At 31.2% G+C, this 24,726-nt stretch carries 19 protein-coding genes and 2 pseudogenes; 9 read left to right on the forward strand and 12 right to left on the reverse strand.

Features of this window, described 5'->3' with window-relative positions; genetic code table 11:
- The first annotated feature begins 152 nt into the window (after positions 1-152).
- The gene (locus AD998_09785; protein KOY86396.1) at positions 153-944 is read left to right on the forward strand and encodes a hypothetical protein; all 792 of its coding nucleotides are present in this window, start codon (positions 153-155) and stop codon (positions 942-944) included.
- Positions 945-1,122: 178 nt separating this feature from the next.
- On the opposite strand, the gene AD998_09790 is transcribed toward AD998_09785, so the two are convergent.
- The 7 genes from AD998_09790 to AD998_09820 all read right to left on the reverse strand — a co-directional run bounded on the left by AD998_09790 (position 1,123) and on the right by AD998_09820 (position 8,008).
- The gene (locus AD998_09790; protein ID KOY86397.1) at positions 1,123-2,184 is read right to left on the reverse strand and encodes a diguanylate cyclase; all 1,062 of its coding nucleotides are present in this window, start codon (positions 2,182-2,184) and stop codon (positions 1,123-1,125) included.
- A 144-nt stretch (positions 2,185-2,328) separates the two neighbouring features.
- On the reverse strand, positions 2,329-2,784 hold the full coding sequence (locus tag AD998_09795; GenBank protein ID KOY88136.1) for a hypothetical protein: 456 nt from the start codon (positions 2,782-2,784) through the stop codon (positions 2,329-2,331).
- 100 nt (positions 2,785-2,884) lie between these two features.
- Positions 2,885-3,928 carry a hypothetical protein gene (locus tag AD998_09800; protein KOY86398.1) on the reverse strand — a complete coding sequence of 348 codons (1,044 nt, stop codon included), beginning with the start codon at positions 3,926-3,928 and terminating at the stop codon, positions 2,885-2,887.
- 110 nt (positions 3,929-4,038) lie between these two features.
- Positions 4,039-5,145, reverse strand: coding sequence for a hypothetical protein (locus AD998_09805; protein ID KOY86399.1), 1,107 nt, complete (start codon positions 5,143-5,145; stop codon positions 4,039-4,041).
- A 65-nt stretch (positions 5,146-5,210) separates the two neighbouring features.
- On the reverse strand, positions 5,211-6,017 hold the full coding sequence (locus tag AD998_09810) for a hypothetical protein (protein KOY86400.1): 807 nt from the start codon (positions 6,015-6,017) through the stop codon (positions 5,211-5,213).
- Positions 6,018-6,208: 191 nt separating this feature from the next.
- Positions 6,209-6,748, reverse strand: a complete 540-nt coding sequence (locus tag AD998_09815; protein ID KOY86401.1) for a hypothetical protein — start codon at positions 6,746-6,748, stop codon at positions 6,209-6,211.
- 114 nt (positions 6,749-6,862) lie between these two features.
- On the reverse strand, positions 6,863-8,008 hold the full coding sequence (locus tag AD998_09820) for a hypothetical protein (protein KOY86402.1): 1,146 nt from the start codon (positions 8,006-8,008) through the stop codon (positions 6,863-6,865).
- 201 nt (positions 8,009-8,209) lie between these two features.
- Between AD998_09820 and AD998_09825 the strand changes: the two genes are divergently transcribed.
- Positions 8,210-8,926 carry a pirin gene (locus tag AD998_09825; protein ID KOY86403.1) on the forward strand — a complete coding sequence of 239 codons (717 nt, stop codon included), beginning with the start codon at positions 8,210-8,212 and terminating at the stop codon, positions 8,924-8,926.
- A gap of 26 nt (positions 8,927-8,952) precedes the next feature.
- On the opposite strand, the gene AD998_09830 is transcribed toward AD998_09825, so the two are convergent.
- Complete coding sequence (locus AD998_09830) at positions 8,953-10,059, reverse strand: hypothetical protein (GenBank protein ID KOY86404.1); 1,107 nt, start codon at positions 10,057-10,059, stop codon at positions 8,953-8,955.
- Positions 10,060-10,300: 241 nt separating this feature from the next.
- Here AD998_09830 and AD998_09835 point away from each other — a divergent pair, with 241 nt between their 5' ends.
- The 3 genes from AD998_09835 to AD998_09845 are packed head-to-tail and all read left to right on the forward strand — an operon-like array spanning position 10,301 to position 14,212.
- A complete protein-coding gene (locus AD998_09835) occupies positions 10,301-12,202 on the forward strand; it encodes a hypothetical protein (protein KOY86405.1) in 1,902 nt (633 codons plus the stop codon).
- 27 nt (positions 12,203-12,229) lie between these two features.
- Positions 12,230-12,997 (forward strand): hypothetical protein, encoded by a 768-nt coding sequence (locus AD998_09840; GenBank protein KOY86406.1) that lies wholly within the window; start codon positions 12,230-12,232, stop codon positions 12,995-12,997.
- Positions 12,998-14,212, forward strand: coding sequence for a hypothetical protein (locus AD998_09845; GenBank protein KOY86407.1), 1,215 nt, complete (start codon positions 12,998-13,000; stop codon positions 14,210-14,212).
- Between the two features lie 17 nt (positions 14,213-14,229).
- Here AD998_09845 and AD998_09850 read toward each other — a convergent pair whose 3' ends face one another.
- Positions 14,230-14,943: a hypothetical protein gene (locus tag AD998_09850; GenBank protein ID KOY86408.1), complete on the reverse strand. Its 714-nt coding sequence runs from the start codon at positions 14,941-14,943 to the stop codon at positions 14,230-14,232.
- Positions 14,940-15,575 (reverse strand): annotated as a pseudogene (locus AD998_09855) (hypothetical protein). The gene AD998_09850 and the pseudogene AD998_09855 overlap by 4 nt, the downstream one beginning before the upstream one ends.
- Before the next feature lie 554 nt (positions 15,576-16,129).
- Here AD998_09855 and AD998_09860 point away from each other — a divergent pair.
- The 3 genes and pseudogenes from AD998_09860 to AD998_09870 all read left to right on the forward strand — a co-directional run bounded on the left by AD998_09860 (position 16,130) and on the right by AD998_09870 (position 19,780).
- Positions 16,130-16,987: pseudogene (locus tag AD998_09860) on the forward strand (hypothetical protein).
- Positions 16,988-17,608: 621 nt separating this feature from the next.
- Entirely contained in the window at positions 17,609-18,664 is a 1,056-nt protein-coding gene (locus AD998_09865) for a hypothetical protein (GenBank protein ID KOY86409.1), read from the forward strand.
- 42 nt (positions 18,665-18,706) lie between these two features.
- The gene (locus tag AD998_09870) at positions 18,707-19,780 is read left to right on the forward strand and encodes a hypothetical protein (GenBank protein ID KOY86410.1); all 1,074 of its coding nucleotides are present in this window, start codon (positions 18,707-18,709) and stop codon (positions 19,778-19,780) included.
- Positions 19,781-19,846: 66 nt separating this feature from the next.
- On the opposite strand, the gene AD998_09875 is transcribed toward AD998_09870, so the two are convergent.
- Both AD998_09875 and AD998_09880 read right to left on the reverse strand, forming a co-directional pair.
- Positions 19,847-21,109 (reverse strand): hypothetical protein, encoded by a 1,263-nt coding sequence (locus AD998_09875; protein KOY86411.1) that lies wholly within the window; start codon positions 21,107-21,109, stop codon positions 19,847-19,849.
- Complete coding sequence (locus AD998_09880; GenBank protein ID KOY86412.1) at positions 21,102-21,446, reverse strand: hypothetical protein; 345 nt, start codon at positions 21,444-21,446, stop codon at positions 21,102-21,104. The genes AD998_09875 and AD998_09880 overlap by 8 nt, the downstream gene beginning before the upstream one ends.
- A 973-nt stretch (positions 21,447-22,419) precedes the next feature.
- Between AD998_09880 and AD998_09885 the strand changes: the two genes are divergently transcribed.
- Entirely contained in the window at positions 22,420-24,696 is a 2,277-nt protein-coding gene (locus tag AD998_09885; protein ID KOY86413.1) for a hypothetical protein, read from the forward strand.
- The last annotated feature ends 30 nt before the right edge of the window (positions 24,697-24,726 follow it).

A 24,726-nucleotide genomic window follows, 5' to 3' on the forward strand; every position in this document is an offset into this window, starting at 1 on the left:
TTTTAATTCTGATTATCAAAAAATTAAGTCAAAACAATAACTTAAAAACCTATAAGGTTTTCTCCATTTAATTATGTACAAATACTTAAATCTATGTAGTTTGGTACAAATTTTGAAAATACTTCTATTGTAAATAAACATTGAAGAAAAATATGAAAAAGATTTTTACAACCATTTTAATGATTTTTGTTACAAGTACCTTTATCTCAAGTAATCAAGGGTATAGAACTGTTTTACAAAACAATTTTGGAAAAGGCGAACATTTAGAATATTTGGTACATTTTGGTTTCCTGAATGCTGGTATTGCTACCATTGATGTGGATAATAAACTTTATTTGGTCAATAACAGACCTTGTTACCGAATTGATGTTTATGGTAAAAGCGTTGGTAGTTTAGAAGCTGTAACTAAAATCAGGGATTTTTGGCGTTCGTACGTGGATACAGCCTCTATACAGACACAAAAGTTTTATAGAAATCTTTTGGAAGGAAATTATAAAAAAGAAGAAACAACTGTTTTCAGCCCTCTACAAAAATCAGCTCAGATTAAGGATGAAAGAGGACAACGCAATTTCAGTATTCCTGATTATGTACAAGATATTGTAAGTGGATTTTATTTTTTAAGAACACTGCCATTTGAAAAGTACAAAAAAGGAGAGATGTTAAGCGTACCTGCTGTACTAGAAAGCGATACCTACGATTTGAAAGTTGAATATTTGGGAGAGCAAGAAGCCAAATGTTTATTGGGTAAAACCAATTGTTATGTACTTTCGCCCATTATGCCCGAAAATCAGCTTTTTAAAGGCAAACGACCAGTAAAAGTCTTTATTTCAGCAGATAAAAACCGAATACCTGTTCGCATACAAGCGGAGTTTGTGGTGGGTATGGTAGAAGTGGAGCTTCAAAGCCATAAAAACATGAAACATAACTTCTCTTTTAAAAAATAACAAAAGAGTTAATTATAAATGAATAAAACAGCCTCTCTATGTTTTAGAGAGGCTGTTTTTCAGTTTTATACAAAAAATCAATCGAAGAACTACCATTGAATTTAGCACCGAACTCGCCATTTTGCCACATGAGCGAAGCGAACTGACGAAGTAAACTGCTCTTGTGCATTCGTATTTCTTAAAATTGCTTTTCAAAAGCTTTTCCGTTAAACTTATAGATGCTTCCGTCTGCCATTCCAAAAAGCAAATTATTTTTGTTGTCTTTATAAATAGTCCAAATCATTGGGGACAAAAGTTTGTTGTTGATTATATAGTTTGTAATCTTCTTACCATCATATTTCCAAGCCCCTGTATCTCTATCTCCAAACCAAATATTGCCTTCACTATCTTCTTCAATAGCAAAAACGTGTTCAAGTGTACCTGGTTTTGATTTATCTCCTCTTCTTGTGCTTGTTGGATGGATTAAATTGTTCTTTTCAGAAAAATTAATGATTGAATTATCTTCCATTAGCAAAACGCCAATTCCATTATTTCCTATCCAAATTCGACCTTTTAAATCTTCTAATACACTTCTTATATGCAATAGCTCATTATTTTTTAGGTTCAATTTTTTATTATCAAAGATAGTTACGATTTTACCATCATAGTTGAATAGTGCTGAATAAGTTGCAATCCAAACTTTACCATCGTTATCTTTTGAAATATCCGTTACGCCAAAAGTATTATCAGGATTTATATGTTTGGGTTTTGGGAACATTAAATAGTTCATATTTATTCCATCAAAACGATTTATTCCGCCTTCTTCACCTGCATAAAACCATAAATCTCCCATGGTTTGATTCCATTCCTTTTTTGGTTCGTTGGTTTTTGTCGAATAATTAGTAAATATTCCTTTGTCATACACACTTGCTCCTTTTGACGTTTCAAACCAAATTCTTCCATTCTTATCTTCTTGAATTGAACGAATTTGATTGTCTAGTAAACCTTCATGGGTTGTAAAGTATTCAAATGATTTTCCATTATAAAAGCTTACACCCTCATTATGACTTCCAAACCAATAATTGCCTTTACTGTCTTGAAAGATAGCACGTATTCCAGAGGTAAACTTTAACGTGTCGATTTTTGAAGCTACTACCAATTCAGACTTGTTAGTTTCTTTCTCTGTTGATTTCTTTTCAACGCAAGAAGAGTTTAGTGTCAGTATGAGTATTAAGAAAATCAATTTTATTCTTTTGTTCATTTCGGTTTTTTCTAATATGACGCATAACGTTTTATGTAGTTGCGGATTTCAAGGATGGAACTTTTTAATTTAGCACAAATGCTCAATACAAACGCTGAATCTAACTTCCGCCCACCTGATGCAAAATCCGTGTTAGCTACAGTTTTATCTTTTAATTAATTTATCAATTCTTCTTTTATTTTCTTGTTGTAATAAAGATGGATATAAATTCAAAAAAGTATTAGGAATCATTATTGTCAGACCATATGTTAAGCTCACCCTGAAACTAAAATAAATTGCGAAAAGTGCCACAAAAATAAATCCAACTAAATGACTAATTTCAGCTAGTGTCATTTCATTTCTTATATTTTTGAAATCATTATTTTTATTTTCTATTTTTATTTTTTGATTAAAAAACTTAAAAAATGTATTCTTCACAATCCACTTAAAGTATTCCATCCCAATATTTTTATTCAAAGATTTACTTTCAATAAAATTTAGATTTGATAATTTTTTATAGAATTCAGTTTTTCCAAAAATACCATTAAATATAATCCCAATCATCCAAGAAACAACTGATATTGATGTTCCAAAAGTTAAGCCTAATATTATGTATTTTATTGTCATTTTAAAATTGTAGCTAACGTTTTACAGCTTTGCATAGTTGCAGATTTCAAGGATGGAACTTTTTAATTTAGCACAAATACCCAATAGAAACTCGTCATTGCACAAATTTTACAAATGTTTGTCCGTTAAATTTCCATGCTCCATTTTCGTGTGTTCCAAGCCAAAGATCACCATTGTTGTCTTTGTAAATGCTGAATAATGTAATGTTTTTTGAATTATCTTGAACTACATAATGAGAAATATTCTTACCATCATATTTCCAAACTCCATCACGATAAGTTACAAACCACAAATCGTTATTATTATCTCTCACTGTTGATAGATACTCGTCCAAATTGCTTTCCATTTTCCCATCTAAACCACCTATGCTTTTGTGCCTTGTGTAAAATTTATTGCTTTTTAGTGTGGTACTGTCATAAATATTATAACGATATTCAGTATTGAACCAAAAGTCACCATTTTTGTCTTCTGTTATTGAACGTACTCCATTTGCCCCTTCATTGCGAAATTCTGTCACATCTTCCTCTGTAATCCATTCGAATGATTTACCATCGTATCGGCAAACTCCGACAGGGTTTGTGCCAAACCAAATGTTTCCTTTTCTATCTTTATAAATGCTATAAACTTCAAATGGATTGTTAAGTTTAGGTGGCTTTGGAAGTGTCAATTCATAAAGGATATTTCCATCAAATCGGTAAACTTTTTGTTTGGCTTGATAAGCATTTCTTAACCACAAATCATTGGCTTCAAGTTTCCATTCATTACTTGGGGTTGCTATAATTTTGGTAAATGATTTTCCATCAAACTTAGTTATTGTAGAGTTTGGATTCATACCAGAAAAATATATGTTGCCCGATTTATCTTCTTTTATATCATCAACTCTATTGCTATGCAATCCGTGTTTTGTTGTGTAATTTATTAAAGTTTTACCATCATATTTATACACTCCTGTTTCCCAGCTTCCAAACCAATAAGTATTCTTACTGTCTTGATAAATAACCATTATGCTTTTACCAAGTTCTTTTACAATATCACCTTTTATGAATAAATCAGTATTCTTCTTCTGATCAGAGGTCTGTCCATTGCATGATGTCAATAGAGTAATGGTACTCAGAAATAAAAGTATGTTTAATTTCATTGTCGTCTTTTTGATGATTGTACAAAAGCTCATAGTAATACAAATGTTTCAGCCTCACTATTGTCAAATCCAGTTCATGCTTTTATGTCTTATGGTTTCATCTTGTCAAGTTAATGCATAATAAAATTTTCAACATTAGCCCCTTTAAGCTGTAAAGCTTTTGTGTTAGATTGCAATGTCTTATAAGCTGCTTTATTAATTTTCTTTTTACTAACAGATTTCCATTTGGCCATATCTTTTTCAAACTCACAACGAAAAATTTCCCTTGATAAATCTCTTATTAATATATAATCAGCATAAGGATGGGAATTTTCCCTGTCATCCGTATTGGCTTGAGATGTAAAATCCTCTATTAAATTGTATAGCGTTTTTTTTGCATAAACTAACTCAATAAGTTTGGCTCTATACTCTCTATCAGCGAAAGATAAATTTGGAAATTTAGGAACATCATAAAAATGTTGTGTTTCATGTTTTAGATAACTAATCAAAAATTTTTCACTTTTTAGTTCGTATCCACCATATCTTAAACTTTTAGGAACGCAATATATTCCTGTATTTGCTACAAAACCACCTGTAGTAATTTTATTTAATGATGCAAATTCAGACCAACCTAAAGTAATGATGTCTTCCATAAAAGTTACTTTTATACTCATTGTAGTATCTGGTAATTTTACACGATATGATTTTTCAGACTCTTTCTCCCATAGATATATATCGGCAATGGTACTATTAAAATCAATTACGGAAATTATTTTTTTTTCGTCTCCCAAATAATCACTAAGCAATGACTGTAGGTTGTTTTTTATGCTATCGGTTGGGATTTTTTGTACTGCTGAATATTTTTCTTTTAATAGCAAAACAATTTTATTTTCTAATGCTAACTTACTTGAATCATAAGGATGTTCTCTGGTCAGCACCATTTGCCAATAGGAGTAATAATAGTTAAGAATTTGTTGAACTTCATTATCGTTTGAATAAAAAGTAAATTTTTCGTCTTTTGTTAAAAAACGGCTTATATATCGTTTTTTTATTTCAAGTTCCTTCTGATTTAGTGATTGCTCGGGAATTGAGTCAATTATAGCGAGTATTTTATCAACTCTTGCAGTTAAAACATGGCTGTAAATTTTGTCAAAATCTGGATTTTTTGCATTTTGAGCATTGACTAAATTTAAAGTTAGTATTAAAAAAAGGCAAGCAACAGTTTTTATACTATTCATAAAATATTTTTAGTTAAAAATTATTAAGAGACAAAGATCTCTTATCGCTTTCAACTAAAATTGTATCAGATTAACTTTTTTATAGAAAGTCGAAATTGATGTGGGGAAATTGCGTAAACCGATTTGAATGAGCGAATAAAATGTGCATCATCAAAAAAACCATTCAGAAAAGAAATCTCACTTATGGTAAGGATTGAATTCATTAGCATTGAAATTGCATTTTCAAGTTTCATTTTTAACTGGAATTCTCCAATGGTTAAGCCTTTTTTTTCCTTAAAAGCACGGGCAAGATATATTGGATGAACATGTACCCTTTCGGAAAGGGATTGGAGTGTGTGAAAGCTGTTGATTTCCTTCTCTAATATTTGGATAATTTTATCAATCCATGGAAGATGTCCTTTTGAAAGCTGCTTTTGATTGAGTTCAAATAGCCAATCGCAAATAAATTCAAAATCCATATCACCTCTGTTTTGATTTTGGAAGTGAACTAATAACTTATACAATGACGGAAATGTACCTGTTTTATAATTTGTAAATTTACTGGGCAATACCAATGGAGTATCTATTTCTTTTTGCCACTCTGATTTGAATTCAATATTGAAACAAGTTCCGCCCCAACTTTCAAACTGATTTTCATGGTTGTAAGTTTGCGGTCTGAAAAGAATTTGGCCTACGGAAATTAAATTATTCTCCACTTTATTTTTCTCGTAATAATGTCCTTTTACCAAAATACTGATGTAATCATTATCATGGTAATGGTTTACAATTTTGCAGTAGGGTTCATAGCTTGTTATACTTAGATTTAAAAAACTGTTATCTACTGATTTTATGTTTTGCCCTAAATATTCTCCTTCTTTTAGATTAAGTAACATATTCTATTGCCATTTTTTTTTGTTTGAAGTTTCGTTTTTAGCATGATCGCTAACACTTAAATATACGACATTCGTTTATTTTTTCTTTAGTAACATTCGTTAATCTAATTTGTATATTTTGTTAAATACTTGGAAATGAATAAATAATTGTTCTAAAAAACGAACTAATATTAAAATATTTAAAAATGAGTTTATAAAAGAGAACGGAAATAAGTTTTGATAAATGTATCATCTACCCAATTTAACTGAGAGTAAAAGTTATTCAAATGTAAATATTCAAATTTATTGAGTTCTGTACTGATTAAATCTTCAGGTGTTAAAGAATTAGCTATTTCTAAACCCAATTCAACAAGTTTTTTTAATTTCTTTTGGTTTTCATTACTCGGATTAAACTTATTGATGTACTCAATAATTTCAGAAATTGAAGTTTCTCCAAAAATTTGCTGGTCTCCACTTAATGTATCAATATATTCAATACACATACCAAGAGTAATAATTAATACTCCTTCTACATAAAATTGATGCTCTTCTTTATTAAAAAAATCGTTATAATTTAATGTAAAATACTCCCAATATTTATTTTTAAAAGACTCTTTAGGAATAAAAGAAGCATTCAACTGTTTTGTGTTTTCAGCAAAAAACCAAAGAATATCTTTTTTCAATTGATTTAATTCTTCCCATTCTATAAATCTTTGTTCACCTTCTAAATTAGTAATAAATATGTGGCTCATAGTTTAAGAAACCTTTTTCAAGCTAATTTTGTGGTGGATAGAAGTGGAGCTTGGCAATTAGCATAAAAGTTTAATCAAAGAATTTGGCTCCGTTTTTGGTGTACCTTGTTATGCTCAGTTTTCAATTTGTTTTTGAATGAAAGTATTGAATTGTTTTTTATCTACGTTTAGCTTTTTTTTGATAAGGACAAACATATCATCTTTGGTATCTCCAATTGTCAAAGCTTCTTTAATACCTTTCATGCCTTCTTTTTTATAAATTTCTCGAATAATAAGAGCACCAATAATATATCTCAAATCAGTCATGTGTTTGCCATTTGGTATATCAAAATCGACCAGTTTATCAATATTTACATAATCATAATTTGGATTGGTTTTGTGAAATTCCTTTAATTCTTTCAAATGCCATTCAAATGTTTTTTCAGAGCTACCTGCAAAATAGGTTGCTATACCTTCATTTATCCAAAAATAAGGCAAATTATGAGCAACATTATAAGCATATAAATGAACGACTTCATGTGGATAATATTCTGAATTATTACCAGCTAATACAAGATTTTGACTAACAAGGGCAACTCCTCCCGTTTGTTCTGGTCTATACATTCTGTCCATATACTCATATCCCCAAATTTCAGTTATTTCTCTGGACGTATTGGAGACAAAATAATCTATTTCAAAAGGGCTTGTTCCAAACTTTTTTGCCATTTCTTCACAAAAAGCACTCATCTGTTTGGCTTTTACAATATCAAATTTGTGAAATGGATGAACGTAAAAATTAACATTACCAATTTTATGATGTTCTAAAATTTCTTTATGATAAGTAGTACTATTAACAAGTAAAAACTTTCCATTGAACTTTTTAGCATAAACAGTAGGAATAACATCTAAAAATATCTCTCCTTCAACAATATGCATAAATGCACTTTTTAAACAGTAGTATCCATGTTCAACAGGAAAAATCCCTATAATTTTACATTGTGTTTGATATTTATTATTTTGAATATTGGTCAGGTTTAAAGCCCACAAATATTCATCAGGCACATTTGTTTTTTCAAATGACCAATAGGGTGAATCTGGATTACCATATTGACCTGATGAAATGTAGTTTTTCCAAATTTGGATAATTTGTTTTTCATTTTCATCTCCGGCATTAATAACCTGCTCCCCAATGAAAAATTTTAACTTATCAGATGATGTATTATTTTGACCAAATACCTTTAAGCTTATTAATATAATTCCTAAAATTAAATACTTTTTCATTTTAAAATACTTTGTTTTTTGCATTTATCCTTTATAAAATTGAGCAAATGTTATATTAAAAAAATAAATTAACGAATGTTAGGTAATATATATTATATCAAATAAATTTTTTGTAAATTTTCTTTTTCTATCTTTTTGAAACTTTTTTGAATATTAAATGTTATAACAATAGATGTTAAAACATTTAAAAAGGAGTTTTTTATGAAAAAGTTATTTCATCCTGCAATGGGACGTGGTCAAGCTGATTTTGGTTGGTTAAAAGCCCGTCATTCATTTAGTTTTGGGCAATTCTACAATCCCGAAAAAGTACATTTTGGTGCTTTGCGTGTACTCAACGATGACTTTGTGGCAGGAGGAACAGGGTTCAATACCCACCCACACGATAATATGGAAATCGTAACCATCCCTCTCGAAGGGGCTTTGGCTCACAAAGATAGCACAGGAGGAGAGGGCATTATACGTCAGCATGATGTCCAGATTATGTCAGCAGGTACAGGTATTTATCATTCTGAAAAAAATGCCAACCATGATGTCCCTGTGAAACTTTTACAGATTTGGGTGATGCCTAAAAAATATAACATCACACCACGTTACGACCAAAAAACGTATCTGCCTGAAAGCTACCATAATGAGCTAAAAACGGTGGTTTCTCCTGATGATGAAAATGCTCTTTGGATAAACCAAGATGCGTATTTTGTATTAGGAAATTTGGATGAAAATTTTGACACACAATATAAGATAAAGAAAGAAGGAAATGGAGTGTATGCTTTCCTGATTGAAGGAAAAGCAGAAGTAAACGGACAAACTTTAAGCCCTAGAGATGCCGTAGGTATTTGGGAAACAGATTTTGTGCAAGTTAAAACACTGGAAAAAAGCCGTATATTACTCATAGAAGTACCCATGACTTTAGAAAATTAAAATGAAAAAGGGCAAACGCCCTTTTTCTATTCATGTTGCCTCTTATAACTTTTAGCTTTTTTGAGTATCCAAAAGAAAAAACGAATCAGAAAACGTACCAACACATAATTAAACTTTGCCCACCAATTTATTTGTAGCTGAATATTATTTTTATTAACAAGACTACATTCGTTTTGAAGAACATGAGAAATCTCTTTATGTACTTGTTTCACAAATAAAGGTTCAGCAATATTAGCATTAAGCTCTACACTTCCATATTCACTGATGGCATTGAGATTAAAAGAGCCAATCGTACACCATTTTACATCTACAATCATTACTTTGGCGTGTACTACACTGGGCAGATACTCAAATATTTGTATGTTATTTTGACACAATTCTTTGTATAAATATTCAGTTGCTTTCTTAAAAATCATCACATCCGAATACTTAGAAACCATAATTTTGATGGCTACATTTCTTTTGGAGGCTTTTTTGAGTAAAGAAAGAACTTTTTTATTAGGCAGAAAGTAACTTGCAACAATTACAATCTCTTTTTGAGCCATTTGGATAGCTTTTTTATAGGTTTTTCCTATTTCTTGTTTTCTTCTTACAAAATCATGTTGTACAATTTGATTTTTAGTTTCATTCAAAAGTTGTCTTTTGGTTAAGTGATTGTATTTTTTATTCCAAAATTCTAAACAAATTCTTAAACATTCTTTTATAAGTACTTTATTTTCAATGAGTATAGCATAATCGAGCCATGCATGTGTAGCATATCCTGCATATTTATTGGCAATATTGATACCTCCAAGTAGAGCATAGCGTTCATCTACTACTACTATTTTTTGATGTAAACGTCTGCCTATCTGGAATTTAAAAAAGTAGATAGGAGAAAACAACCTGATACTGATACCAACATCTTTGAGACTTTGTATAAAACCATCTGAAAGTTTTGACCCAAAAGCATCTACCAAAACATAAACCTTTATGCCTCTCTGAGAAGCTTCTTTAAGCAAGTTGGCAATAAGCAAACCTGTTTCATCTTCTTCAAAAATATAGGTTTGGAGATGAATCACTTTTTCAGCTTTTTGGATAATTTCTGCTAAAACTTTAAAGTATTCTTCTCCACTTTTTACAAGACTAAACTCCATAATTCTACAAAATATGTATCAATATTATCGATTTTTTGAATAACTCAAAAAAATAAAATAAAATTTAAAAATATTGATTATCAAGTTTTTATAAAAAATGGGACGTGTCAAATTATAAAATGGTACACCTTAAAATGGTATCAAATCATTTTTTGAAGCGATAAAAGTATATTCGCATGATAGTTTTGAGGCATCATTCACCTCAAATCATTTTTTTATGAAAAAGATTAGTTTATTCTTCATGTTTTTGATTGCTTCATTGGGTTATGGCTTGGAGTCAATGGCTCAACAATTGGTGCAAAGCTCAGATATACAATTAGTTGTAGGGAGTTGGCAAGGTGTTTTATCTTATTTGGATTACACATCTAATAAGATTACCAATATACAAGCCAATATAGAAATACAACAAATAGGTAGAAGCAACTCTTTTGTATGTAAAAATACATTTCCAAAAGAGCCAAGTGTCTTTTGGTCAGATACTTTGAAAATTTCTAAAGATGGTAAAATGCTTAATAATGAAGAGATTCAGTCTAAAAATATTTTACAAAATGGTGATATAGAAATTGTTACAATTAGCAGTGGAAAAGATGGAAACGACCAGAAGCCTGCAAATTTTCGATTTACATACATATTTGGAAAAAATAAATTTACAAAAAAGAAAGAAGTTCAATTTGTAGGCGAAAAATCATGGTTTCAACGCCACGAATATAATTATCAAGAAAGAGCCAAATACCTCACAACCAAACAGATGAAACAAGATGTTGATATTGTGAAGGCTACTTGGGAAAGTGTTCATGCTGGGTTGTATCGTTATAACTCTAAGGCTCAGATAGAAAGATACTTTCAGGAGATGTATGAACTTATAAAAACTCCGATGGAGCAGAGACAGTTTTTTATTTTGTTATCTCAACTCAATATCAAAATTCGTTGTGGACATACTTTTGTAAGTTATTACAATAACAAAAGAATAATTAAAAATAACTTATACTCAAGTGTTTACCTGCCATTTCTGTTTAGAGTGATTGATAATAAATTTGTAATTACACATAACCTTTCAGAAAATGCTTCTGTTCAGGCAGGTGACGAGATTGTTGCTATCAATGGATTTAAAATAAAAACTATCATAGATAGTCTGCTGACTGTGAGTAAATCGGATGGAGAAAATGGCTTGAATAAACAATTAGACAATATCTCAATTTATCCTAACAGCCTGAACCTGAAAGACTATTGTTTATTTGATATATTTTTCCCTTTGTTTTTCAAAAAAGATATTAACGAACTAAATTATACTTTTGAGATTCTTTCAGGAAAGAAAAAAATGCAAGTTACTTGTCAGGGGCTTTCTAAAAATACTCGTTTAGACTTATTTACAGAAAGATATGGAAAAATTCCTAAAGATGAAGAATCATGGTATATCAAACCAATTAATCAAAATACAGTATTATTTAGAATAGGAGATTTTACTACTTACAATTGGAAATTTGATTTCAATAAGTACTTAGATAGCGTTTTTGTACATATCAATCAGTCTGGTTATCAGAACTTAATCGTAGATATTCGTCAGAATGAGGGTGGAGCAGATGATGCAAGAGATGCAGTTTTATCTTATTTGACTTCAAAACCAATAAATGGCATTACTACAAAAAGGTTATATCGTTATCAATCTATTCCTGATAGTTTGTTAGCATATTTGGATACATGGGATGATAATTTTAAGAAAGCTAAAACAGATTATGTTCTCACTCAAAAAGGTTTTCATGAGCATAAAAACCAAAAAAGTACAGTAAAAGTAATTCCTTCCAATCCAAATCATTTCAAAGGGAAAATTTACTTGATTACGGATGCAACGAATAGTTCAGCAACGTTTACAATGGCAGACATTTTTAAAAGAAATAAACTTGGAACAATTGTAGGAGAAAAAACGGGTGGTAGCCAACAAGGAATTAATGGAGGGGAAATATTCTTTTTATATTTACCAAATTCTGAAATGGAAATGGATGTGCCTCTTATCTATCAAGCTCCAATTACACAAAGAAAAGATGAAGGCATTCTGCCAGATTTTGAAATAAAAACTACTAAAAATGATATTTCAAATTCTAAAGATGCTCAAATACAGTTTATCACAAAAAAGCTAATTAAATAAAATATTACACAAATTAAATAACTATTTATGAAATACGTAGCTTCAATCTTGGGAATTATCATTATAGGTTATGGGATTCTGTCCACTTCTCTATTTTTCTTTCCTGATAAAACCAAATGTATGCAAGAAAACGCATATCTTACCAAAACGCAGTGGCAACAAATGGGAGGTTTTGAAAAATATACCCCCGACAAACTCCGATTGGGTTGTTGGAGTACGGCTCTTGCTCAAATAGCTTATTATCATAAATTAAAACCTTATGGACAGGTGCAATATACTTCTAGACAAGGTTATAAAATCAATGAAACTATGGATGGCAATCAGTTCTCTTTAGAGAAATTCACCAATACTATTGATCAAAATACTCCTCAAGAAATTAAAGAACAACTTGCCAAATACAATTATTATGCTGCCTTGATTGTTCAAAAAGACTTTGGAACAGACCGATATATGAATAAATTGGCTCCAGCAAGCTTGTTTGAAAAAAATTATCGTGTAAAAGTAAGTCGTTATATTGCTTGGCATAATTTTGTACCTTACAGATTGGGTAAATTAGAGCAAATTATTTATGAAGAAATTAATGAAAAAAGACCTGTTTTTTTGCATTTTGCTAATCTAAAAGACTTTGGGCATTCTGTCGTGGTAGATGGCTATTGTTATAAAAATGGACGCTTTATGGTACACACCAATCAGGGGCAGGGTGGAGGAGATGATGGGTGGTATGATTTTTATAAAGGAATTATCAAGCCTGATGACAATGCTCTCAGAGTGGTTTACACTTTTCAACCTTATTAAATGTATTTTGTAGATTTATTTGTGCCTTTTAATTTCAACTTTTATAGTTCACTTTTATTACCTCCTTTTTTTCAGGGGGTAATTTTTGTAGTTTTATTGCTACAAAGATTTTATAGAGAAAACCGAAAAAGTGATATTTGGCTTGCAGGTATTTTAGGGATACTAACCATCAGAATAGCTTTTTGGATGCTTGGCTATGCAGGGTGGTACGATAAACACAATGCTTATACAACATTCATGTTTTATTTCCCATTCAATAATCTAATAGCGACAGGAACATTGCTGTATTTTTATTTTCTAAGTGTTACCAATGTACAATTTCAACTCAAAAAAGAACATTACAAACACTTCATTTTGCCCATTTTATGGATATTAATGATAATTTTAAAGTTTGTAGTAGATTTTATATATTATTATCCTTTTCCCAAAATAGAGGAACTACAATATGGAACAAAAGGATATTGGGCAGAGTTAGATAAATCTGTTGTAGCTAATACAATTTCATATATTACATTTTTTTATTATGTGTATCTGACATTAAAAAAATATAAAGCATATGAGGTTTATATTCTTGAAAACTTCTCTTCTACAGAAAAAATAGATTTTGTATGGTTGAGAAACCTCTTGTATGCAGTATTTGCTGTAGGCATGGTTGCTTTTGTATTTTTTATTGTAAGTATATTTTTTGTAAAATTAAGTTATTCCCAAGATTGGGTGGCATACTTAATATTAGGTATTCTGATTTATTATATTAGTATTTATGGCTATTATACAGATAAACCCTATAAACTCCACTTTGAAGAAGAAAAAAACACACAAGTAGAAGAAAAATCTTTAGAAAAAGTTCAGCCTCAAGATATAGTTGAATTAGAGGCTTGGAGGGTTAAAGTAGAAAAATATATACTTGAATATCAGCCTTATCTCAATCCAGAACTTACACTTTCTGAATTATCAAAAGCTTTATCAACCAATACTTCTTATTTATCAAGAGTCATCAATGATCGTTTCGAGCAAAACTTCAATGATTTTATCAATGCTTATCGGATTCAAGAGTTTGTAAAAAAAATAAATAAAGGACAACATAAAACAGAAACACTTTTAAGTGTTGCTTATGATTGTGGATTCAATTCTAAGGCTACTTTTAACAGAGCTTTTAAAAAGATTCATGCTCAGACGCCTGTAGAATATATTCGCTCTATGAGTGTGATTTTATGAATTGGAATAAGCAACCATTATTTTAAAGTCTTCATATAATCTTCTACATTTGTTTTATACTTTCTTCCTACGGGAATTTCGAATTGTTCAATTTCAATTTCTGTTGATGACAATTGTTGTATTTTTTGCTTTGCAACCAAAAATGATTTATGTACCCTTATAAAATCTTCTTCACCCAATAAGTCTTCTATTTCTTTCATTGTGCTTCTAACCACATATTTTTTCCCTTGACAATAAATAATCATATAATCTTTTAATGCTTGTATATGAGTTATCGTCATTCTATCAATTAATATAGTTTTATTTCCCGTTTTAATGATCAGTTGTGACTGAAGAGGATTTTCTTTTTCAATACTAGATTTCAATGCTTGTAGCTTCAAAAACTCAGTAGCTCGACTAACTGCAACATCGAAACGTTCTCTTCGAATGGGTTTTACTAAATAGTCCATAACCCCCAAATCAAAACCTTCAAGTGTATAATTTAAATAGGCTGTTGTAAAAATAGTAATGGGCTTCTCCTGAAAAGATTGTAAAAAATGAATCCCATTTTCTTCAGGCATTTCAATATCTAAAAATAAAATATCTATTTTATTATCAATTAAGTAAGTTTTAGCTTCCTCAGCAGAATAACATTGCTCAACCAGTTCTAATTGCTCATTTAACTGAATATATTCTTTAAGAACAGAGTGAGCTAGGGGTTCATCATCTATAATCATACATTGATACTTCATACTAAATTGATATGTAGATTTACTAAAAACGATTTTTTATTTTTTTCAAGAAGTAATTTATATTTATTAGGATAAAATAACTCAAGTCTTTTTTTTACATTTTCAATACCAATCCCATAAGACTCAACAGCAACAGTATTGTTTTCTGGTGGAATATTGTTTTCAATAGATAAATGAAGTTGTCCTTCATTTGTTTGAATACGAATATGAATAAAGCCACTCTTAGAAACTGTATTTAGTCCATGTTTAAAAGCATTTTCAACAAAAGGAAGTAGTATCAAAGGCGTAATCTGATGGTTATTATTTGTGTGATCAGATGAAAACAAAATATCTGCTTTAGGTTTTCGAAGCATTTCTAGTTCAATATAATTTTTTAATAGTAATATCTCTTTTTTTAAGAAGACTTTATCTGCTTTCCCTTCTGCTAATATATACTTTAAAATATCTGCTAACTTTAAAACAAATTCACCTGCTTGCTCCGATTTCTCTAAAATTAATGCGTATAGATTATTAAGTGTATTCAATAAAAAATGAGGATTTATTTGAGCCTTCAGAAAATTAAGTTCAGCAATTGTTTTTTCAAGCTCAATTCTTTTTAGCTTTTCTTTTTGCTCATAAAAATCAACTGTAATCTGTAAAAAGAAAGCTGTCAATACATACCTTACAGCCATAAAGAATTGTTTTATAAAAAATATAAATGTCAAATCTTTATTATCTAAGTCCCTGATATCTCTGACAAATAGCTCTAATCTTGAATTAACATATCCAACTAAAGCAGTAATTGAAAATATACAAATGAAATAGAGAAAATATTTTTTAGCAATAAACAACTTTGGATAAAACAACAATAGATTTAAGTAAACTAAAACCACAAGGGCTACTGTTTTTACTACTACATAAATGATGAAATAAAACTTGCTTACCTTAAATAACTCATTGGCATCAATTCCCAACGAAATAGTCACCACTATCCAAAGTAAAATATGGAAAAAATATTTCTGTATAAAACTAGAGGGTTCTCTCATAAATCAAAATTGAGGTAATAATTTATAAAATTACTGCTATTTGTCGCAAAAATTAGCTGTTCGTCTCATATTTATGATAATTGTATGTTGTGATATTTTTAATACATATTTTTGACTAAAGCTATTTAAAAACTTATAGTCAAATGAAACAAAAATTATATATTGTTCTTCATATTTTGATCTTGGTGTTTCTTACCACAAATTCTGTAAAAGTATTTGGACAAATACCACTTGACAGCATCAAATCAATCATCGAAAAAGAAGTATCAAATAAAAGAAGCAAAAGTATAATTGTTGGTATTGTGGATGCCAATGGTCGGCATATCATAAGTATTGGTGTGAAAAATGATGTGTCTAAAGAAAAACCTGATGGCAATACGATTTATGAAATTGGCTCTATTGGAAAACTTTTTACTGCTTTAGCAATGGCAGAAATGAACTTGAAAAAAGAATTGAATTATAATGACCCAATTTCAAAATTCTTACCAAAAACTGTAAAAACGCCTGTAAAAAATGGGAAAGAAATATCCCTGCTTCATTTATCCACTAATAGGTCAGGGCTTCCCAGAGTACAGTATAATCTTGATCCAAAAAACTTAGATGATCCTTTTGCAGACTATACAGATGCTCAATTGTATGAATATATCTCTGGTTTTGAGTTGAATAGAGATGTTAATTCAAAGTGGCAGTATTCTAATGTAGGATATGGACTTTTAGGGCATATTCTTTCTTTAGTAGCTAAAAAAGACTATGAAACTTTAATAAAACAAAAAATTTGTAGCCCACTACAAATGAAAAACACAGTTGTAACATTTAACTCCAAAAAACACTCTAATTACGCTACAGGGCATTCAGAATGTGGAAGACCCGTAAAAGGTTGGAGTGGTGGGACACAAACTTTAGCAGGTGCAGGTGCATTTCGTTCTACAACAAATGACTTATTAAATTTTGCTGCTGCAAATCTTGGTATTACCAAAACAGATTTATTACCTGCAATGGAATTATCACACATCAATCAGGGAAAAAAAGATGGCAACGATGGCTTTGTTACAATGGGTTGGACGATTATGAGTGAAGATAATCAAAATATACTTTGGAAAGATGGGGGTACTTTTGGTTGTAGAACTTTTATTGGTATTGATAAAAAAAATAAATATGGTATTGTGATTCTCTCTAATGCAGATAACCCCGTTACAGATATTGGTTTGCATATTATGGATAATACCAATGAAATAAAACCTTATCAATACAAGTGGAATTTAGTAGATACGCTTTATAATTCTATTCAATTAAAAGGTATTGATGCTTCTGTTGCATTATATCATCAACTAAAGAAAGAAAATAAAGGAGATTTTATTTTTAATCCCATGCAATTATATCATTTAGGGAACGAACTGAGAAAACAAAAAAAGATAAGTGAGGCTATTAAAATATTTGAACTCAATATGAGTGAATATCCAAAGATACCAAATGTTTATGAAAGCCTTGGAGAAATACATAAACGAAATGGGAATAAAAAAAATGCTATTCAATATTTTGAAAAATTAGTAGAAATAGAGCCTCAAAATCCACGATGGGCATATCTTTTAAATAAACTTAAATCTAAAAATTAAAAGACTATGAAGACGTTTTTTAACACTATGATTCTTTCTTTCTGCTTATTTAATACATGCTTTTCACAATCCAAGAATATAGAAACAATAAAAGGGAAAAAAATAAGTATTGAGCAATTAAATACATTTATAACAAATCAAATGGATAGTCTAAACATACCAGGGTTTTCATTGGCTGTTATCAATAATGGGAAGATAGTACACTACAAAAACTATGGTGTAAAAAACTTAGAAACGAAGGAAAAGGTAAATGAGCAGACCATTTTTGAATTGTGTTCTGTATCAAAACCAGTATTTGCCTACTTTGTATTATTACAAGTGCAAAAAAATATTTTAGACTTAGATAAACCACTTTATTTATACTATACCGATTCAAAAATAGATACAGTGAAAGGGTATTATAAAGAGGTAACAGCCAGAATGATTCTAAATCACTGTTCAGGGTTTCCCAATTGGCGTAAAGATGAAGATTTCAATAATCCTCTATTTTTTATAGCCAAACCAGGTACTAAGTATGGCTATTCTGGAGAAGGCTATCAATATTTGGCAAGAGTTTTAGGCAAGATTCTGAAAAAAACTGATTTGGAATTGAACGACTATTTTCAGAAAGAAGTAGTGAAACCTCTGAAGATAAAAAGTATGAATTTTACTTGGAATAAGTCTTTGCAGGCATTAAAAGCTTATTCTCACCGAAAAGGAAAACCAACAGATAACAGCTCACAAGGACCTGCAGATTGGTTTGGGGCTGCAGGAAGTTTACATAGCAATGCTCATGATTATGCCAAGTTTTTACTACAAGTCATGAATAAAAAAAATAAAGTAAGCCAACAACTTGTGGCATTAAACACTTCTTTACCTAAAGAACCAGATAGCTTGTATCGTAGTTATGGGTTTCCCTACAAACTTACAAATGGGAAGGTGCGATATTTTCATTCTGGTAATAATGGAGATGCAAAGGCTTATACTCATTTCTATCTTGAAGAAAAGTTTGGCTTAGTGGTATTTAGCAATTGTGACAATTTATTTTCCTCTATGTTTATGCATAAACTATTTGCATTGCTTGAAGAGGAAATGACTTATTAGAAAAAATAGTAAAATATAAATTTATTAAACACTTAATTATCTATGAAAGATTTGATTTCAATAATGATATTCTATTTATTAAATACATTTGTATTTGCTCAAACAAAAGATAAAATAGATTTTTTCATTGAAAATAAAATGAAAGAAAAAAGAATTATAGGATTACAGTTAGCTATTGTAAAAAATGGCAAAATTGTAAAAACTGGTAATTATGGATACGCCAATTTACAAGATTCTATTTTGGTAAATCAAAACACCATTTTCACTATAAATTCTATTACAAAAGCATTTACTGGTGTAGCCATAATGCAATTAGTAGAAGCTGGAAAAATAAGTTTACAGGATCCTATTTCAAAATATGTAGATAGTTTGCCTTTATCATGGCGAAAAGTTACCATAAGACAATTAGCCAGTAATATTTCTGGTATCCCAAATTTGATGGATAGTAATGCAAAACTTATTGCAGAAAATGCAGAAGAATCTTGGAAAAAAGTACAGACTTTACCTAATGAATTTGAAGCTGGAGAACAATTTAGTTATAATCAAACAAATTATACGCTACTAAAAAAGGCAATAGAAAAAGTTACAGGTATTTCTTTTGAAGATTTTGTAAAAAAGCATCACTTTGAAAAAGTTGGTATGAAAAATACTACTAAACGAGGCTTTGGCGATTTTTATGATGTAACATATAATCATGCAAGAGGCTATACATATTTTGTAAATGGAGACCTTACTAATATTAACCCAGAAATATTTCCACCTATTACAAGAACAGCTGCGGGTATGCAATCTACGGCTACAGAAATAGCAAGTTGGTTAATTAATTTGCAAAATCTACAACTATTAAAAAATAAAGAATCACTGACTGAAATGTGGACACCCTCACGTTTAAAAAATGGTAAAACAGCAGGTTTTGGTGATTTGTTAAATGGATATGCTATTGGTTGGTTTACTGTTATAAGAAAAAATCGCCCAGCAGTAGCATCCATTGGTGGTGGGCGTTCTGCAATATTTATCTATCCAAAAGAGCAACTCTCTATAATTGTTCTTACAAACTTACAAGGTGCATCACCAGAAAACTTTATTGATGAAATAGCTAAATTTTATTTTGAATAAACAACATAAACTTGTAAAGAAATTTTCATGACATCCAATACGAAAATACCAATTCAGTTAGTAGATTTAAGTAACTATATTAAAAATATTTTTTAATTTTCTCTCAATTAAACGCTTATCTATATCAGATTTGCAATATTTTAAAGCATCCAAAAGAAAATCTTGCGTTTTAGAAAGATTGCCATGTTTTTTATACAATTCGGCTTTTGTAACAAGAAAAACACATAAATGTTCTTGTGGAATGGCTTTTTCTAAAGCCTCTAATTCTTCGATGAGACTGTAATGGATAGAAACATGGCTTTCTGCAATAATTCTGTTGAGCGTGATGTGGGGTGTTTTTTCGAGGTTTTCAAGCTCCTGATATAAAAAAATGATTTTTTGCCAATCTGTATGCTCAAAATTGGGAGCAATGCAATGTAAAGAGTTTATCAAGGCTTCCAAATGAAAACGGCTTAAAATATTTGACTGAGTAGCTAAATTCAAATAAAAATAACCTTCCTCAATAAAAATTTTATTCCACTGACTTCTGTCTTGTTCTTCCAAAATAAGCCATTCATCATTTTCGATACGAGTCGAAAAACGAGAAATATGGAAAAACATCAGAGCCATCAGGGCTTGTGTTTCGTGGTTGGAATAATGATTATCCAAAAGTAATTTTGTAAGCCTCATGGCTTCAAAACATACATCCTGATTGATGCCAGCTTGGTTTCGGGTCGTTTTATAACCCTCATTAAACATCAGATACAATATGGCATGAACGGTTTGAATATGCGTTTCTATTTTGCTCTTGAGTTGTACATCAAAAATATTGTCAGACTCTATCAAAATAGCTTTGCTTCGTGTAAGTACCTTTTTTACAGCTTCATCAGTCATACACAAGGCACTACTGATTTCAGGTACTCCAAAGCCACATAATACATACAAAGTAAGAATAATCTGATTTTTTTGAGAAAGTTCTGTATGCAAACAAGCAAGTAACAAATAGAGCTGGCTATCTGAAATTTCCTGTTCAGATAGCTTAAAATCAGCGTTTTGTTCAGCAATTTGATGGTAAGACTTAATTTTTGTATCAGAAACGTTTTTACTCTGTTTTTGAATAGCATTCAAGGCTTTATTTTTAGCAACGGTCATTAGCCAAGCCGAAGGATTATCAGGAAGTCCTGAAAATCGCCATTTGATAAGAGCTGTTTCAAAAGTATCCTGAACAACATCCAAAATAGTTTCTAAATAAGCCAAACCAAATTTTTTGGATAAAATAGCTACCATCTTTCCCGAATTTTCTCGGAAAAGATGACTTGCTATGTGTTCTATGGTGTTTGTGTTATTCATTGGTAGGCATAATTTCTCTGATTTCTACACTTGCACCCATATCCAGAGCAGGGCAACCCTTGGCTATTTCAGTGGCTTCGGCAAGTGAGTCAGCAAGCAGAAAATAGAACCCACTGATACACTCTTTACTTTCAATATATGGTCCATCCATCACAATTCTTTTTTCACCTTTGATATGAGACCCAGCCGACTCCAAAGGACTACCTGATTTAAAATGCCCTTGAGCAACTAAATTTTCAACCCATTGAATATGCTTTTCGATATCTTCTTGCATTTGTTGGGGTGTCAGGTTACCATAATTAGCATTTTCTCGGATAAGCATTAAAAACTCTTTCATAAAAGTAGGATTTAAAGGTTAATAATAATGATTTTTATACAATGACAATCCACTTTTGAGTTTGGGGACAAAAAAATAAAAAAAATTAAAAATATTTTTAATTACGCAATTCTATTGCGTAATATAGCATGTATCTTTGTATCATCAGAAAGGTCAAGAATAAATTACTTCTAAAACAACTTTTTTCCAAGTCAAAAATTTGTTCAATTACCTGATGATAAAAAGAAGCAGTAGCTCAGATGGTTAGAGCGACGTAAAATTTTGTAATTATCGTTTTGGTCAAACAAAATTTACTCCTATAGCCTTCCAAGCCGTAGGTCGCTGGTTCGAGTCCAGCCTGCTTCACTAGTTAAGGTCAAGTGATGCTTACTTCCTATCTTTCGATAAAAGCAAATAGCATCACAATTACCTAATTAAAATATGGAAACAGTAGTGTAATGGTAGCACACAGCCATTTTTGAGCATTTTAATTATCTTTTAAAAGGTCAAAAAAGGCTTACTTCAAAGTGGGGAGGCTGTAGTGAGGGTTCGATTCCTTCTTGTTTCTCAAAAATAAAAAAATACGAAGCAGTAGCTCAGTTGGTAGAGCACGTAAGCTTAAAAATTACCAAACATGGTCAATTTAGACTTACTTCTAACACTGTTAATGTCGTGGTCGTTGGTTCGAGTCCAACCTGCTTCGCTAGCTAAGGTCAAGCAATGCTTACTTCTATTCATTGGACGAAATAGCATTTCAATTACCTAAGCTAAAAAAAGAAATAGTGATGTAATGGTAGCATGCCAGTTATTTTGAGTTTTTTCATTATCTGTAAAAGGTCAAAAAAAGCTTACTTCAAAATCCTGTAAGGCTGGTCGTGAGGTTCGAATCCTTCCTGTTTCACTTTAAGGTCAATAGTTACTTACTTCTGCCGTAAGGCACTTCACTTTTACTGAACCTAGTAACTAAATTATCTTACTTTTAAACAATACAATTATGAAAAATTTACAAAAAGTAGCCCTTCGTCAAAAAGCAGTATTTATAACTGATGTACAAAATGCATCAGATAATAAGGCTATCAGACCAACAACTGCCAATTTGGTAGCTAATTTGGCAAGATTGGGTTTTAGTGTTTCCGAACCTTTGTTGAAGGCTTTAAACCAAACTTCACCTACCTATCAGTTAGATTTATTGGAACAGTTTCGTGAAGTAATGGGCGTAAATAAAAATTGGACACCCTTAGTAAAAGGTTGGGATACACCAACAGGTGAAACGCTTACAGACCATATCATGACTTGGTTTGCAAACGTTTTCCAAGCCAAAGGTACACGTCTGCAATGTGGACATATTATCCCTGCTGATACATTTCCTCTAGAGCGTTACAACGGTTGCCCTTTTTGTGGAACTCCTTTCGAAAAAGGTGAAATTGAAGCCTTTGGACAAGGAAGTAAACTAAAATTACTGAATCTGTGGACTGAAAAAGAAGCAAAAGAGTTTTTTGCAGATTTGCTGACTTCCAAAACAGCTTTGGATGCTACCCAAATGGATAGCTTGAAAATATTGTTATCAGAATTCCCTTTGCCTCAAGTGGCAGTAGGAGTAAAAGAAACGTTGATAGCTGTCATTGATTTGTGTATTGAACAAAATCAACCAGAAAAAGCACAAAGTTTATTCGCTTCACCAACAGATATTTTACGTTACTTGTGGTACAAAAATACTGGATTCTTGCAAATTATAGAGCCTAAAACGATTGTAAAACGTTCTGTGAAAAATAATACATACCGTAAAGTGGTAATCAAGCCTGATGTTAAAGGAAATGGAATAGTATTTTCTACATCAAGCACAAGTGGGCTAGCATTGCTTGAAGCTAAAAAAGATTTGAAACTCAAATACAACAGAGCAGAATGTTTGCGAGTAGCCAAATGGTTGAACGATTTGCCTATGGACACAGAGAAAATCTGTGAATCGATGCACCCTAAACGTGGTATGTGGGTTCGCTTCATCAGAGCTTTGCGACTTGCAGAATACAGCAAAAAAGCAGGTTTTGAGAAGTTAAAAGCTATCTTGGATATGTTTTACAACGAGACATACCCAGTATGGCAGGGAACAATCAATTACTACAAACTGCGTTCTGATGTGGTAAAAACCATGAATTTGTTAAAACAACGCCCAGGTTTGTTTGCCCGTTCATTGTTTGCCAATATGTTGTGGTTTGGAAAAGATGAAGTATTGTCAGCATTTGCTGAGATTATAGACAAAGTTCCTGCTCGTTTGGTGTTTACGCTCAATATGTATGCAGAAAACTACTTCAAAAAAGGTGGTTTTAGAACCGTAAAGCCTTTGGGTGGTGTGGCAAAAGGAGTATCAGCTAATCCGTTGTTATCTTTATACACAGATGAGCAACTTGGAGAGATGAAAGATGGTATTGCTGATTTGTGTGTATTGGCTATGAAAAAACGTTTTGCAGCCATCCAAACAGAAAGCAAAACAATCTACATAGACCCAATGCTCTACAAAATGCCTGTGGCAATAGGTGATAGAAGTGAAAGTGTGCAAGATTTGCCTACAGCATTACAAGGTACTCGTTTTGTGGTAGATGGTGATAAAGTTCGTTTGTTTATGCAATGGGGTACAGGAATGCCTGCTCAACACTTGGATATGGACTTGAGCTGTCATATTGCCTACGAAAATAGAACAGATTTTTGTTCATTTTCAAACTTGCATACAACAGGATGTAAACACAGTGGTGATATCCGAAGTATCCCAGATAAAGTAGGTACAGCCGAATACATCGAGATTTCGGTAAGTGAATTACAAAAAGCGAAAGCAAAATACGTAACATTTACTTGTAATGCTTACAGTAACGGCTCTATCACACCTAATTTGGTGATTGGTTGGATGAATAGCAAACACCCTATGAAAATCTCTGAAAGAACAGGTGTAGCTTACGATCCTGCTTGTGTACAACACCAAGTTCGTGTAACACAAAAATTAACCAAAGGTTTGGTTTTTGGGGTGTTGGATGTAGAGGCAGCAGAGATAGTATGGCTTGAAATGCCTTTTGATGGACAAGTAGTACAAGGCTTAGATTTGAGAAATATCAAGGCTTTGTTAGGAAAATTAGAGAGCAAATTAAGTGTAGGTAACTTGCTTGCTATCAAGGCAGAAGCTCAGAATTTGACAATCCTTGAAACTGCTGAAAATGCAGATGAAGTGTATGATGCAAATTGGGCTATCAATTCGGCGGCTGTAACTAAATTGCTTGTGGATTAACCAAAGTGGGTACATAGTGTACCCACTTTA

Source organism: bacterium 336/3, assembly GCA_001281695.1.
GTDB lineage: Bacteria > Bacteroidota > Bacteroidia > Cytophagales > Thermonemataceae > Raineya.